13 protein-coding genes are annotated in these 14,573 nt (G+C 68.8%); 12 read left to right on the top strand and 1 reads right to left on the bottom strand.

Annotation, left to right across the window (positions count from 1 at the left end; all coding sequences use genetic code 11):
* Positions 1-33 precede the first annotated feature (33 nt).
* The 10 genes from C2862_RS07355 to C2862_RS07310 are packed head-to-tail and all read left to right on the top strand — an operon-like array spanning position 34 to position 10,991.
* Entirely contained in the window at positions 34-1,047 is a 1,014-nt protein-coding gene (locus tag C2862_RS07355) for an EpsD family peptidyl-prolyl cis-trans isomerase (RefSeq protein WP_136219470.1), read from the top strand.
* A 44-nt stretch (positions 1,048-1,091) separates the two neighbouring features.
* Positions 1,092-1,892, top strand: coding sequence for a polysaccharide export protein EpsE (gene epsE, locus C2862_RS07350; RefSeq protein WP_136219469.1), 801 nt, complete (start codon positions 1,092-1,094; stop codon positions 1,890-1,892).
* A gap of 31 nt (positions 1,893-1,923) precedes the next feature.
* Entirely contained in the window at positions 1,924-3,333 is a 1,410-nt protein-coding gene (gene epsF / locus C2862_RS07345; protein WP_136219468.1) for a chain length determinant protein EpsF, read from the top strand.
* An 11-nt stretch (positions 3,334-3,344) separates the two neighbouring features.
* The gene (gene epsG, locus C2862_RS07340) at positions 3,345-4,211 is read left to right on the top strand and encodes a chain length determinant protein tyrosine kinase EpsG (protein WP_136219467.1); all 867 of its coding nucleotides are present in this window, start codon (positions 3,345-3,347) and stop codon (positions 4,209-4,211) included.
* Positions 4,212-5,249: an exosortase B gene (gene xrtB, locus C2862_RS07335; protein ID WP_229467333.1), complete on the top strand. Its 1,038-nt coding sequence runs from the start codon at positions 4,212-4,214 to the stop codon at positions 5,247-5,249. It abuts the gene before it with no gap.
* Complete coding sequence (gene epsI, locus C2862_RS07330) at positions 5,246-5,941, top strand: exosortase-associated protein EpsI, B-type (RefSeq protein ID WP_229467332.1); 696 nt, start codon at positions 5,246-5,248, stop codon at positions 5,939-5,941. Before xrtB ends, epsI begins: the two co-directional genes overlap by 4 nt.
* Positions 5,942-5,948: 7 nt before the next feature.
* Positions 5,949-7,499 (top strand): O-antigen ligase, encoded by a 1,551-nt coding sequence (locus tag C2862_RS07325; protein WP_136219466.1) that lies wholly within the window; start codon positions 5,949-5,951, stop codon positions 7,497-7,499.
* Positions 7,496-9,001 (top strand): lipopolysaccharide biosynthesis protein, encoded by a 1,506-nt coding sequence (locus C2862_RS07320; RefSeq protein ID WP_136219465.1) that lies wholly within the window; start codon positions 7,496-7,498, stop codon positions 8,999-9,001. Before C2862_RS07325 ends, C2862_RS07320 begins: the two co-directional genes overlap by 4 nt.
* The gene (locus C2862_RS07315) at positions 9,002-10,213 is read left to right on the top strand and encodes a glycosyltransferase family 4 protein (RefSeq protein WP_136219464.1); all 1,212 of its coding nucleotides are present in this window, start codon (positions 9,002-9,004) and stop codon (positions 10,211-10,213) included.
* Entirely contained in the window at positions 10,203-10,991 is a 789-nt protein-coding gene (locus C2862_RS07310) for a glycosyltransferase family 2 protein (protein ID WP_136219463.1), read from the top strand. The genes C2862_RS07315 and C2862_RS07310 overlap by 11 nt, the downstream gene beginning before the upstream one ends.
* Before the next feature lie 111 nt (positions 10,992-11,102).
* Here C2862_RS07310 and C2862_RS25210 read toward each other — a convergent pair whose 3' ends face one another.
* On the bottom strand, positions 11,103-11,243 hold the full coding sequence (locus C2862_RS25210) for a hypothetical protein (RefSeq protein ID WP_168710021.1): 141 nt from the start codon (positions 11,241-11,243) through the stop codon (positions 11,103-11,105).
* Between the two features lie 22 nt (positions 11,244-11,265).
* Between C2862_RS25210 and C2862_RS07305 the strand changes: the two genes are divergently transcribed.
* Together C2862_RS07305 and C2862_RS07300 are read left to right on the top strand one after the other, a co-directional pair.
* Positions 11,266-13,503 carry a DUF4962 domain-containing protein gene (locus C2862_RS07305; protein ID WP_229467331.1) on the top strand — a complete coding sequence of 746 codons (2,238 nt, stop codon included), beginning with the start codon at positions 11,266-11,268 and terminating at the stop codon, positions 13,501-13,503.
* A gap of 126 nt (positions 13,504-13,629) precedes the next feature.
* Positions 13,630-14,493, top strand: coding sequence for a beta-1,6-N-acetylglucosaminyltransferase (locus C2862_RS07300; RefSeq protein ID WP_136219462.1), 864 nt, complete (start codon positions 13,630-13,632; stop codon positions 14,491-14,493).
* Positions 14,494-14,573 lie beyond the last annotated feature (80 nt).

The raw sequence follows: 14,573 nt of genomic DNA, 5'->3' as shown, positions 1-14,573 counted from the left end.
CGCCGCAGCGCATTTTTTTATTGTTGAGGACGTATGTTGACCATCGTTTGCAAGACAGAAGCAGGAAGCGGAAGCCGCGGGCGGGCCGCCTGCGGCGCGGCGCTGCTCGTGCTGGCCGCGCTGGCCGGTTGCGGCGACAAGGCGCCGCCAGCCAGGCAGGGGCAGGCGCTGGCGAACGTGAACGGCGAAGAGATCACGGTTCTGCAACTGAACGAGGAGATGCAGCGCGCAGGCGTGCCCGCCGCCAGCCAGCAGCAGGCCAGCAAGCAGCTGCTGCAGGCCCTGATCGACCGCGAGCTGCTCGAACAGTCGGCCATCGGCGAAAAGCTCGACCGCGATCCCAAGGTCATGCAGGCGATCGAGCGCACGCGTTCGCTGATCGTGGCCCAGGCCTATCTGCAAAAGCGTCTGGCCAAGGTGGCGCCGCCGACTCCTGCCGAAGTCGAGGCCTACTACAAGGAGCATCCCGAGTTCTTCGACAAGCGCAAGCAGTTCAGCATGGAGCAGCTGATGCTGGCCGCGGGCGACCTGACGCCCGAGGTGCGGGCCGCTGCCGACGGCGCCAGGTCGCTCGAAGAGGTGGCGGTCTGGCTCGATGCCCACGGCATCAAGTATGGGCGCGCCCAGGTCACGCGCAGCACGGCCGGGCTTAGCCCGGCCCTGTCGAAGAAGCTGCTCGGCTTGCCGAAGGGACAGCTGTTCAGCGTGCGCGAAGGCGAGCGCGCGATGCTGCTCTCGGTGGCCGAGGTGCGCGACGCGCCGGTGCCGCTGACGGTGGCGGCGCCCCAGATCGCGCAATTTCTCACGACCCGCAAGAACAAGGAGCTGGCCGCCGCCGAGGTCGAGCGCCTGCGCAAGAACGCGAAGATCGAATACCTGAACAAGGACCTGGCGCAGGGCGCGGCACCGGCCGCCGCAGTCAGGCCCGGCGCCAAGCCCGGCACTGCGCCGGCGCAGACAGGCGCGCCGCCGCCGTCCGCCGCGCCCAAGGCCCAGGCGGGGCCGGACGATGCGGCCCTCGACCGCGGCGTCGCCGGCCTGAAGTGAATCCGCCCCCGACTCTGCTGACCCTACTCACTGGAGGAACTGACATGAAATCACTAGCACACTGGATTGTTGCCGCCGCGTTGGCCCTCCTGACGGCTGCGGGCGCAGGTGTCGCGGGCGCCGCGGAAGTGCTGCTCGGACCGGGCGACGTCGTGCGCCTGTCCGTCTACGGCAGCCCGGACCTGTCGGTCGAGACGCGGGTGAGCGAGAGCGGTGCGATCACCTTCCCGCTGCTGGGCCAGGTCGCCGTCGGCGGCATGTCGGTCGCGGCCGCCGAGAAGAAGATCGGCAACCTGCTGGAAAAGGGCGGCTATCTCAAGAAGGCCGAGGTCAACATGCTGGTCACGACCCTGGCCAGCCAGCAGGTGTCGGTGCTGGGCCAGGTCAACCGGCCGGGCCGCTATCCGGTTGAGGGGCGGCGCAAGGTGCTCGACCTGCTGGCCATGGCGGGCGGCGTCAGTGCCGAAGGAAGCGACCTGATCAGCCTGGTGCGCACCCGCGACGGCAAGACCACACGCGAAACCATCGACATCGTCGACATGGTGCGCAAGGGCGAGCTGGACAAGGACGTCGAGGTGGCCGGCGGCGACATCATCTTCGTCGAGCGCGCGCCCCGGGCCTACGTGACGGGCGAAGTGCAGCGTCCGGGCGCCTTCCGCATCGAGCGCGGGATGACGGTCCAGCAAGCGATCTCGGCCGGCGGCGGCCTGACGCCGCGCGGCAGCGACAGCGGCATGCGCATCACCCGGCGCGACGCCGACGGCCGCGCCGTGACGATGGAGGCGCGCGCCAGCGATCCGGTGCAGGTCGACGACGTGATCACCGTGCGCGAGAGCTGGTTCTGACGCGCTTGTTCCGATGCCACAGGGGATCGCCATGAACCTGCGCCAATTCCTGATGCTGCTGCGCGCGCGGCGCCGGCTGATCCTCTCGACCCTGTTCGCCACCGTCCTGCTCGCGCTCGGCTGGAGCCTGATACAGAGCAAGACCTATACGGCCACCGCGTCGGTGCTGCTGAACTACAAGGGTGTCGATCCGCTGACCGGCCTGACGATGCCGGGGCAGCTGCTGCCGGGCTACATGGCGACCCAGATTGACATCATCAGCAGCAAGAACGTGGCCCTGCGCGTGGTGGACCGGCTGCGGCTGGCGAGCAGCCCGGCCGTCATCGCCCAGTTCCAGGAAGCGACCGAAGGCAAGGGCACGGTGCGCGACTGGCTGGCCGACCTGCTGCTGCGGCGGCTCGACATCAAGCCGGCGCGCGAGTCGAGCGTGGTCGAGATCAGCTTCAAGGGCGCCGATCCGGCCTTCTCGGCGGCCGTGGCGAATGCGTTCGCCGAGGAATACCAGAACGCCACCGTCCAGCTGAAGACCGAGCCGATGAAGAAGGCGGCTTCCTATTTCAACGAGCAGACGAAGCAATTGCGTGACAACGTGGAGGCCGCCCAGGCGCGCCTGTCGAAGTACCAGCAGGAAAAGGGCATCGTCAGCCTCGACAACAACCGGGTCGACGTCGAGCTGCTGCGGCTGAACGATTTGTCGACCCAGCTGGTGGCGGCCCAGGCCGCGGCACTCGAGGCCACCTCGCGCGAGCGGATGGCCGGCGGCGGCGCGGCCAGCTCGCCGGACGTGACGAACAATCCGCTGGTCCAGAACCTGCGCGTGGCCCTGGCTGCGGCCGAGGCGAAACTGGCGGAGAGCGCAGCCAGGTACGGCAGCAACCATCCCCAATACCAGGCGGCGCGCGCCGAAGTCGAGAAGATGCGTAGCGACCTGAATGCGGCGCTGGGCACGGTGTCGCGCAGCGTGGGCGGCAATGCCCAGGTGCTGCGCCAGCGCGAAGAGCAGTTGCGCGAGGCGGTGGCCGCGCAAAAGACCCGCGTGCTCGAACTGAACCGCACACGCGACGAGCTCGGCGTCCTGCTGAAGGACCTTGATAGCGCCCAGCGCGCTTTCGACGCTGCCAGCGGACGCTTTTCCCAGACCCGGATCGAGGCCCAGGCTGAGCAGTCCGACATCGCCGTGCTGAACCCGGCAGTAGCGCCCGCGGAACCCTCGGGGCCGCGGGTGCTGCTCAATACCCTCGTCGCGATCCTGCTCGGCACCGTGCTCGGGCTGGGGCTGGCCCTGCTGCTCGAACTGCTGCAGCGTCCGGTGCGCTCGGGCGGCGACATGCAGGAGCTGCTCGGCATCCCGGTGCTCGGCACCATCGAATGGCAGGCGCCGCCGCGGCGTGGCGGCCTGCGCGCGCTGATCGGGCCCCGGCGGCCCCTGCGCCTGAATTGAAAGGAGCCGCGATGAATTCACCGATCCTGACCGCGCTGCCGCTCGATGCGGCCGACTCGCGCATGGGGACGCTGCTGCTCGAGGCCGGCCGGCTGACGGCGGAGGACGCCGAACGCGTCCTGCGCATGCACCGCGAGCTCGGCATCCGCTACGGCGAAGCGGCCATGCGCCTGGGGCTGGTCAGCGAGGACGATATCCGCCAGGCGCTGGCGCGCCAGTTCGCCTATCCCTACGTGCTGCCGGGGCAGGCCGGATTCTCTGCGCGCCTAGTGGCCGCCTACGAGCCGTTCTCTCCCCAGGTCGAGGCGCTGCGTGCGATCCGCAGCCAGCTGATGCTGCGCTGGTTCGCCCGTGGACGGCGCGCGCTGGCCGTCGTCGGCACCGATCCGGACGACGGCGCGGCCCTGTGCGCCGCCAACCTCGCGGTCGTGCTGTCCCAGCTCGGCGAGCAGACCCTGCTGGTGGACGCCAACCTGCGCGCGCCGCGCCAGCAGGACATCTTCGGCCTCACGCCGCGCCAGGGCCTGTCGGACCTGCTGGCCGGACGCTGCGACCTCGACGTCATCGTGCGCGTGCCCGGCTTCGTCGACCTGTCGGTGCTGCCGGCCGGGACCCTGCCGCCGAATCCGCAGGAGCTGCTCAGCCGCGAAACCTTCCGCAGCCTGCACACGCTGCTCGAGAGCCGCTACGACGTCCTGCTGTACGACCTGGCTCCCTTCGGCAGCGGCGCCGATGCCCTGGCCGCGGCGCGCCAGGCCGGCGGCGTGCTGCTGGCGGCACGCAAGGACCATACGCGGGTGGCGAACGTCGCGCGCATGGCCGAACACCTGGTCGAGGCGGGGGCCGAGGTCGTCGGCGCCGTCGTGATGGAGTTCTGAATGGCCGGGCAGGGACGATCCGGCGTGGCGGTGCCGGCGCCGCCAGGGGGCCGCGGCCGCGCACACGACAGCGCGGGCAAGCCGGCGCGCGGCGGCATGGCGCACGGCAGTGCGGAACAGGCGGATCCGCGTTCCCTGCGCCCCGGCGCACGGACGGCCAGCCTGCTCGCCGGCTGGCGCGCGGCGCTGCGCCACGCCTGGCCCGAATGGTGGCCCGTCTGGATCGGCCTGGCCGTGCTGTTCCTGCCGACTTTCTTCAGCCTGTTCATGGGCGCCTGGATCGGCGAGGAGCAGGGGCACGGCCCGATGATCTTCGGCCTCGCCCTCTGGCTCATCTACCGCAAGTGGCCGCAGGTACGCGCCCTGGAGCCGGCCTCGTCGGTTGCAGGCTGGCCGGTGCTGGTGCTCGGACTGATGCTGCACCTGCTCGGGCGCAGCCAGCACATCCTGATGTTCGAGATCGGCGCCATCCTGGTCGTGCTGGCGGCGGTCGTGCTGGTCAAGTGCGGCGCGCGTGCGCTGCGCGTACTCTGGTTTCCCTTCTTCTTCATGTTGTTCATGGTGCCCCTGCCGAGCGAGTTCGTCGCCGCCGTCACCATGCCGATGAAGATGGCGGTCTCCTGGGCCACCGAACAGATCCTGTTCGCGGCCGGCTATCCGATCGGGCGCTCCGGCGTGGTCCTGCAGATCGGCCAGTACCAGCTGCTCGTGGCCGACGCCTGCGCCGGCCTGCAGACCCTGCTGACGCTCGAGGCGCTGGGCCTGTTCTACCTGAACCTGATGCGCCACCCTTCGGCCTTCCGCAACGTCGGGCTGGCACTCCTGATCATTCCGATCTCGTTCTCGGCCAACGTCATCCGCGTGATCGTCCTGACGCTGATTACTTACCATTATGGCGATGCCGCCGGCCAGGGCTTCCTGCATGGTTTCGCGGGCATGGTGCTGTTCCTGACGGCGCTGGTCCTGATCCTGGCCGTCGATTCCGGCCTGCAGTGGACTGCGCGCCGGCGCCAGGTGCGGCGCGGGGAGGGGACGTGAAGGCACGCTTCCTGGCCAGCCTGGCGCTCGGTGTGGGGATGATGGCCGCCTCGGCCCTGACCGGCGCCCTGACGCCGTCGCCGAAAGCCGTGCAGGCCCAGGCCGCATTCAGCCTGGAAGCGATGATCCCGGCCAGCTTCGGACCCTGGCGCATCGACCCGCACATCGTGCCGCTGACGCCGAACCCGGAGCAGCAGGGCGTGATCAACCGGATCTACGACCAGACCCTGTCGCGCACCTATGTCAACGGGGCAGGGCGGCGCGTGATGCTGTCGATCGCCTATGGTGGCGACCAGAGCAAGGCCCTGCAACTGCACCTGCCCGAAGTCTGCTACGTGGCCCAGGGTTTCCAGCTGGTGCGGGACGGCAGCGACCGCCTGGGCACGGCGTATGGCGTGCTGCCGGTGCAGCGCCTGGTCGCGCGCCAGCAGGAGCGCAACGAACCGATCACCTACTGGATCACGATCGGTGAACACACCACCCGTTCCGGCATCGAACAAAAGCTGCGGCGCCTGGCCTATGGCTTGTCCGGTGAGATTCCCGACGGCATGTTGGTCAGGGTATCGAGCATCGCCAACGACGAACCGGCCGCCTGGCGCCTGCAGGACCGCTTCATCGCCGACCTGCTCGCCGCGCTGGACGGGGCCGGGCGGGTGCGCCTGATCGGCACCAGCAGCAGCCGGGGCGACTGAGACCGCCATGCCTGACATCGTTCTCCAGGGCCTGTTCGCTTCGCTGCCTTTCGTGGTCGTGGTGCTGCTGGCGGTCGTCGCCGTGCTGGCTGCCGGACTCGGCCTGGTATGGCCGCGCCTGCTCGTCTACCCCTACCTGTGCGCCTTTTTCTGGATCACCTCCACCAACTACGGCAGCCTGGCCGTGTTCGTGACGCCCGGCTTCTACAGCCGCGGCTCCGGTCTGCTGCTGTTCCCGCTCGTGCTCTGGATGATGCTCGGCGCCTGGTGCTGCGCACGCGTGGCGGCGGCTTTTCGGCATGGCCCGGCGCCCGCCTGCAGCGTCGTCCCCTGGTTCTGGGGCTGGGCGGCCCTGCTGGCGGCCCATCTTGGCGCCGCCGTGCTGGCCGGCGTGCCGCTCAAGGACGCGCTGGCGCCCTCGGGCTTCTCGAACATCGTCTGGATGGGGCCGCTCATCGGGCTGATGCTGCTGGCCTTCCGCACCCGCGAAGAAGCCGTCGAGCTTGCCGGTTTCATCATGCTCGCCGGGCTGGCGCGCGCGCTGTTCGGCCTGGGGCGCTGGGCGGCCTTTGGCGGGGATCCGAACAACGTGTATGCGAACATGAACGCGATCCGGATCCGTCTCACCTTTTTCGACATCAACGACAGCCTGCTGTGCATGATGGCCTGCGCGATCGCCGCCGTCGTGCTGTTCGGGCCCGGCCAGGAGAGGCCCGGTCTGGCGCGACCCGGTCTAGCGCGACCCGGTCTGGCGCGACCCGGTCTGGAGGGACCGCGGCTGGTAGCTTCCGCACCGGCTGCCACGCAGCATCCCCTCTGGCGCGCCATTGCCTGGCTGACCCTGCTGACGACGGCTGCCTGCATCGTGCTGTCCTACCGGCGCAGCGCCTGGATCGGGTTCATGCTCGGCTGTGCCGTCGTGCTGCTGCGCTTTCCGCCACGCCGGCGGGTGCAGCTGGCCCTGGCCGCGCTGCCCCTGGCCGGGGGCGCGCTCGCCTATGCGGCGCTGCGCCGGCTCGGACAGGCGCGCGGCGGCGGTGGGCTGGCCAGCCTGCTGTACGACATGCAGTCGCGCCGCTTCGGGCCCGAGAGCGAGCGGGTGCTCGAGCTGAAACTGGTGTTGGCCGACATTCTTGCCAGGCCCTTCACGGGGATTGGCGCCTGGGGCCGCTACACGGGGTACCAGCAGATTTCCTGGCAAGCCAATCCGGACGGCGGGCTGTTCCTCCACAGCGGCATCCTGCACGTGGCCCTGAAAAGCGGCTTGCCCGGCGTAATCCTGCTGGCCGGGACGGTCTGGGCCTTCGTGCTGGCCGCCCGCCGCGCCTTACGCACGCTGCCGCCGGAATTGCTGGGCCTGGGCACGGCCGGCGTCGCCGGCGCCGCCTTCATGATTCCGGACATCCTGATCGGTACGCCGTTTCCCCAGGTGCGCACGACGCAAATGCTGGCCGTCGCGCTGGCCTTGCCCTACGTGGCGCTGGCCGCAAACAGCGTTCCCGCCTTGCCCAAGCGCAGCGCCCACCTGCGCCTGCGTCCCGACGTGGCGCCCGCATGAACCTGCGCCTGCTCCGTAACGCCTGGTCGAACCTGCTCGGGGCCGCTGTGCCCGCGCTGGTGGCCCTGGCCACCGTTCCCCTCGTCGTTGCCGGGCTGGGCGAGGCCGGCTACGGCCTGTATGCACTGGTTACCGCCATCGTCGGCTACTTCGCCGTCATCGACATCAACGTCACGGCCGGTTCGGTCAAGACCATCGCGGGCCAGCATGCGCGCGGCGAGCACGAGGGCGTCGCCGCGACCCTGTGCTTCGGCCTCGTCGTGTATGCCCTGATCGGGCTTGTCGGGGCCATTGGTCTGTTCGCCGGCGCACAGCTGCTCGTCACCCGCGTCTTTGCCGTGCCGGACGCGCTGACGCTGGAAGCGCTCGCCTGTCTGCGGCTGGCCGCGCTCGGTTTCCTGTTCGGGCAGTTGCAGGGCTATCTGCAAAGCGTACCCCAGGGCCTGATGCGTTTCGACGTCTCGGGACGCATCGAAATGGTGTTCGGCACCCTGGTTCCCTTGCTGACGGTGGCCGTCCTGCTGCTGGGGCAGGGCCTGTTCGAAGTGATTGCCCTGCGGGTCGTCGCCAGCGCCGTACACTGCCTGGTGCTCTGGCGCAGCGTCCGCCACCTGCTGCCGGGGCTGCGCTGGCGCTGGCCCGAACCCGCGCTGCGTGCGGGCATCCTCGGCTTCTCGGCCTGGTCTTTCCTGTCGCGCTTTGCCGCGCTCTCGTATGCCCACGCGGACAAGCTGGTCATCGGCGCCCTGGTCGGCGTCACCGGGCTGGCATATTTCACGGTGGCGGCCACGCTCGCCAATCGGGTGCTCGGTCTCACCTTCCGCTTGTCCGGTGTGTTCTTTCCGGCCGCCAGCGCCCTGGCCGCGGGCGGAGAACTGGCTCGCCTCGACCGCGCCTACCTGAAGGCCACGCGCTATGTCGTCTACCTGAACGCGGCGATGCTGGTGTTGCTGGCCGTGTTCGCCTATCCCTTGCTGCGACTCTGGATGGGCGCCGATTTCGCGCGCAGCGGGGCGGCCGTGCTGGCCCTGATGGCGCTGGCGCAATTCGTCGATTCGCTGACCAGCCTGCCGTCGCTGGTGAACGATGGCATGGGCCACCCGCGCGTGTCCGGGCTGTTCGCGCTGGCACGTGCGTTCGCCGGACTCGGCATCGTCTATGCCGGGGTGGCCGGCTGGGGCATTGTCGGGGCGGCCTGGGGCCACCTGATCGCGGCGATCGTGTTCACGCTGGCCTTCCTGGTCGCCGTGCATGGCCGCACGGTGCCGACCACGCTGGCGCGCCTGTGGCGGCAAGCGTATCTGCCGGGGATGGGCGCTGCGGCCTGCGTGGCGCTGGCCGCAGCGCTGGCCGAACGCTGGTTCGATCGCAGTGTGGCCGACTTTGTCGTGATCGCCGGCATGACGGCCGCCGTGCTGGCCTTGCTCGGCATGCTGGTCGTGGCCGAGCCGCCGGACCGGCAATGGGCCTGGGCGCGCGTCAAGGCGCTGGCGGGAAATTAAATGCGCATCCTGCTTGTTTCCGAAGACTTGCCCGGTTCGCAAGTCGGCGGCCTCGGCAAGCACGTGGTCACGCTCGGCAATGCGCTGCTGGCAAGCGGGCACACGGTGCGCATCCTTGGGCGCAGCGATTGCCCACCGGAGGCGCCCGCACGGCTCGGCTTCCACGGCGCTTTCGAGCCCGGCTTCGACTATGCCCATCCGGGCTGGAAGGAAAAGCAACTGGGCGTGTTCAATCCCCTGAAGCGTCCCTGGTTTGCGCGCAAGATCGCGGCCGCCATCGGGCGCCATGCCGGCGGCTTCGACGCCGTGCATTACCACGGGCACTTGCCGCTGGTCGGCGTCTATGTCGATCCGTCGATCAATTTCGTGCAAACCCGGCACGACCAGGGCAGCGAATGCCTGGTCCACCTGCGCTTTCGCGACGGCGCCGTCTGCACGACGCGTGCCGCGCGCGACTGCGCCAGCTGCATCCGGAAGGACGCGGGCGCGCTGCGCCAGTCGGTCACGGCCTTGACAGTGAACCGCTATCGCCGGGCCAGCGCCCAGGCCTTTGCCACCCACAAGACCATCTTCGTATCGGACTTCCTGAGGCGCCGTTTTCTCCTCACCGTACCGGATGCCGACCTGGCGCGCTGCCGCGTGATCCCGAACGTGGTCGACTATGCGGCGCTGCGCAAGGCGGCGCTGCACGCGCCCACGCCGCGGGCGGGGGAGGCTGTCCTGATCGGCCGCATCGATGCCGGCAAGGGGTTCCAGGAATTCCTGACCGCGGCCCAGGGCCGCCTGCCGCCGCAGGCCTTGTTGACGATTGCCGGCGACGGGCCCGAACGCCACCTGCTGGAGGCGCGCTACGGGGGAGGGCAGGTGCGTTTCCTCGGCTGGCAGGATTACCCGGCGGCGCTGGCCCTGGCCGCGCGCGGCCACCTGTGCGTCGTGCCCTCGGTGTGCGAAGAGGCCTGCAGCACGACGGTGCTCGAAGCGCTGGCGCTGGGCAAGCCCTGCCTGGCCCTGGCGCGCGGCGGCACGCCGGAACTGGCCAGTTACCAGCATTATCCCGGCCAGCTGCAATTGTTCGACACGATGGCGCAGCTGGTCGCGCGCATGGCGGTCCTGCTGGGGCAGCCGCCCGCGCCGCGGTGCCCATTGCCCCCACGTTTCGGCGCCGATGCCGCCGTCATCCTTCCGCGCCTGGTGGACCTGTATGCCGAATGAACCGCGCTTCTCGATCGTCACCTGCACCTGGAACAGCGCCGCCACCCTGAGCGACACGCTGGCTTCGCTGGACAGCCAATCCTTTCGCGATTTCGAGCACATTTTCGTCGACGGCGGCTCGCGCGACGGGACCCTCGACATGCTTGCCGCGTATGCGCATACTGCGCCCGGCAACAAGCGCATCCTGCACGACATCGGCGGCGGCATCAGCCGCGCCATGAACCAGGGCATCGAGGCAGCGCGCGGCGAGATCGTCGCCCACCTGCATGCGGACGATTATTACGCCGGCCCGGACGTGCTGGCCCGGGTCGCGCGCCATTTCGACGACACGGGCGCGGCCTGGGTGGTTGGCAACATCCAGGTCTTGCGCGACGGCGTGCTGGCGCCGCCATACCCGATGCGGCCCTTCAGTTACCGGGCCTACGCGGCGGGACAAACGACCATCCCCCATCCGGCGGTCTTCGTGCGGCGCGCCTGTTTCGACCAGGTCGGCGGCTTCGATCCGCGCCTGCGCTATGCGATGGACATCGACCTCTGGCTGCGCCTGGCGCGCCACGCGCCGCCTGCCCAGCTCGACGCGACGCTGGCGGTATTCCGCGAACATGCGGGCAGCATCTCGTCGGCCAACAAGCTGCGCGCGCGCGACGAAGAATTCCGCGTGCGGCGCCGGCACGCGCGCAGCGCGCCGCTGGCCTTTCTCGTGTATTGCCTGCGTTACGCGAGGCGTATGCGGATGCTGCGCGCGCAACAGCACGTGGCGGCCGAGAACACGTATTAGCGCTTTGACTTTGCGAACAAAACACAGCTGTTATTTGCCTGGAATTCAGGTCTGGCAAGTGTGTTGCTCCAGCGTTGGATTTCTGCTGGGCAATTCAAAAAAAGGATGAGTTTAGGAAAAAAGTTGCCGCTGTTCAATTTCTTGCTGCGGTAACATCATTTCTGTTTCGAACGGTGTGCGCTGCAGCACATGCCGCTCCCAGCAGAATGCGGTGGCCGCCGCTCCAGGATGGCCGCTGCGCCAGATAGTCATCCATGTTCTCGGAGCATCATTCATGAAATCCCAACTTCGGGGCCTGGTCCAGGCCCTTGCCCTGGCATCGCTGTGCGTGCTGTCCTTGAATGCGCACGCGGACTGGGCACAGGCGACCGATCCGCTGATCGTCCAGCCAGGACCGGCCGGCGGCGCGATCCAGGCCCAGAATCCGCCCGGCTTTACCTGGGCGCGTCACCCGACCGGCCCGGCTTCCTACGACATCGAAATCACTCCCGCCGGCGGCACGCCTACCGTGGCCGTGGTCGAGCGCAACTGGTACCTGCCGACCAAGGCGCTGCCGCTTGGTAACTACACCTGGCGCGTGCGTCCGAGCGGCAGCAACGACTGGACGACGGCGCGCAGCTTCTCGCTGACCACGCGCTCGACCGTGTTCGAAGTGCCGGACAACGCCACCCTGCGTTCGCGCATCGCGGCCAAGGCCCGTCCGCGCGCGCTGCCGCCTTCGTTCACCCTGTACTCGACCTGGAGCGCCTCCAAGAAGGCCGAGCTCGATCCTTACGTCAGCCGCATGACGAACGAGATCAAGCTGCAGATCAACGCGCTGCCGGTGCTGAACGACGCGCGCTGGCCGATCACGATCGCCACGCCGCTGACTGCCGCCATGGCCTCGCAGCAGACCGACATCCGCCAGCGCATCAACGAAGCCAGCCGCCAGCTGGAAGCGGCCGCCGTGATGTGGCGCATGAAGCGCGATCCGCTGTTCCTGACCGAAGCGCTGCGCAAGGGCGACCAGCTGGCCGCCCTCGATCCGAAAGGGCCGACCAGCTACGTCAACCAGGACCAGGCCACGCGCCAGATCTCGGTCTCGCTGATCAAGGCGATCGATTCCCTGGCCGGGGACCTCGATGCCACGCGCAAGGCCAAGTGGCTGGAAACGGTGCGCGTGCGGACCGAGGAAATCTACCGCAACCTGGCCGGCGACAACGGCCGCCTCGACCAGTATCCGTTCGACTCGCACGGCAACACCAGCCTGGTGTTCCTGGTGCTGATCTCCTCGCTGTCGCTGGGCGACATCCCGGAAGCGCAGAAGTGGTTCGATTTCTCGTTCCGAGCCTATGCCAACGCACCGTCGCCCTGGGCCGGTCCGGAAGGCGGCTTCGCCAACGGCACCGCCTACGCCGAATACGCGGCCGGCTACCTGGTGCAGCTGTGGGACCCGCTCACCCAGGCGACCGGCGTGAATTTCTATGCCAAGCCGTGGGCGCTGGGCTTCCTCGACTTCGCGACCCAGTTCACGCCGCCGGGCTCGAAGATCCATGCCTTCGGCGACGGTTCGGAAACCAAGCCGGATACCCGCGTCTTCCACGCCTTCGGTTCGCGCATGGTCTCGCCGCGTGCCGCCTGGTACGTGTCGAAGCTGGGCGGCACCGAAGACACGCTCTCCCTGCTGCAGGCGCCGTACCCGATGCCGGTGGCCGACACCAAGACCCTGTCGCCGCCGTCCTCGAGCGCCTACTACCCGAGCATCGGCTGGGTGTCGATGCACAGCGACATCGGCCTGTCCTCGCGCAGCTCGCTGTACTTCAAGTCCAGCCCGTATGGTTCCTTCAACCACAGCCACGGCGACCAGAACGGCCTACTGCTGTCGGTGGCGGGACAGCCGCTGCTGGTCAAGGCCGGCTGGTACGACTGGTACGGTTCGCCCTACTGGACCGACTGGTACCACCAGACCCGCTCGCAGAACGCCATCACTTTTGATGGCGGCAAGGGCCAGCTGGTGACCGGCTACCGCGAACAGCTGCAGCGCAACGGCAAGATCATCGGTTTCGCCGCACAGCCGAGCTATGACTTCGCCGAGGGCGACGCGACCGCCGCGTATGGCGGCCAGCTGACCATGGCCAAGCGCCAGGTCTGGCATCTGCGCAACGCGAGCAATGCGATCCTGGTGCGCGACCGCCTGTCGGCCACGGTGCCGCACACCTACGAGTTCAACCTGCATGCGCCGGTGGCGATGACGATCGAAAACCCGAATGCGGTGAAGATCGCGGTCAACGGCCAGTCGGTCTGCGTGCGCTCGCTGAACGCCAACGCTCCCTTCTCGCAATGGATCGGGCCGGGCGCCAAGCCCAATGTGGTCGAGGACCATGGCGCCTTCTACCTGGCGAACGACGGCAAGTCGGTCGCCGAGTTCCTGGTGCTGCTCGACGTCGGCTGCAAGCGTCCGGAAGTCCAGGTGGCGACCTCCGGCACGGTGCGCACCGTCACTGTTGCAGGGCAAAGTGTCACACTGAACTGAACGCGGGTCGCAGCAGACCACGCGCTATAGTCGGTGCGCCTTGCCGGTGCACCGCGAACGTCCCCGCGGCCTGGGTGCCCCGGGGACGTTTTTTTTGCGGCGCTGCACCGGCCGCTGGAGGCGGCGATGAAGCAGGTCTTCCTGATCCATGCGCACAAGGACCTCGTCCAGCTCAACGCGCTGCTGGCGCGCCTGTCCGATCCGGACTTCGTCCTCTACGTCCACCTCGACCGCAAATGGCGGCTCGATCCCGCGCAGGTCGACCCGCGCGCGCGCCAGATCCAGCCGCGCCGCGACGTGCGCTGGGGCGGCTTCACCCAGGTGAGCGCCACGCTGGCGTCGCTGCGCCAGGTGCTTGCCGCCGAGCCGGCTTTCGACAAGCTGCTGTTCCTGTCCGCCCAGGACTATCCGGTGCTGCCGAACGCCGTGCTGAAGCATACGCTGGCGGCGCTTCGCGAGCGCGAGCTGATCGACACCGTGGCGATCGGCCCGCAGGGCTGGCCGGCGGACTACCGCTACCAGTATTTTTATCGCGAGGGCAGTGCGTTTGCGCTGCGCGCCGCCTGCGCGCTGGCCAATCGCTGCCTGCGCGCCGCCGGCCGCACACGCCGCTTCCCCGCGGGCCTGCAGCCCTACGGCGGCTCGACTTGGTGGGCCTTGTCGCGGCCCTGTCTCGTCCACCTGCTGGAGCGGGTGGACGCGCAGCCCGGGCTGGCGCGTTTCTTTCGCACCGTACTCTGTCCCGACGAGCTGTTTTTCCAGACCCTGGTGATGGCCTCGCCCTTTGCCGCGCGCGTCACGGCGCACAATTACCGTTATGTGCAATGGCCGGCCGGCAATTCGCGCAATCCGCAGGTGCTGGTCGAGGACGACCTCGCGCGCATTCGCGCCTCCGGCGCCCACTTTTGCCGCAAGCTCGAAGGGGTGAAGAGTGCCGGTTTGCGGGCGCGGCTCGATGCCTGCGCCGGCCTTGCCCGCGGTGCGGGATAGCGCCGCCATGCGTGGCCGTTGGTCTTTGATCGCCCTCAATCGGGCGCCCCGCGCGCTTGGGGTGGCAACCGTCTTGCGCG

This window comes from Massilia sp. Mn16-1_5, from assembly GCF_004798585.1.
GTDB lineage: Bacteria > Pseudomonadota > Gammaproteobacteria > Burkholderiales > Burkholderiaceae_D > Telluria.
This window is presented reverse-complemented; position numbering and strand designations above follow the sequence as displayed.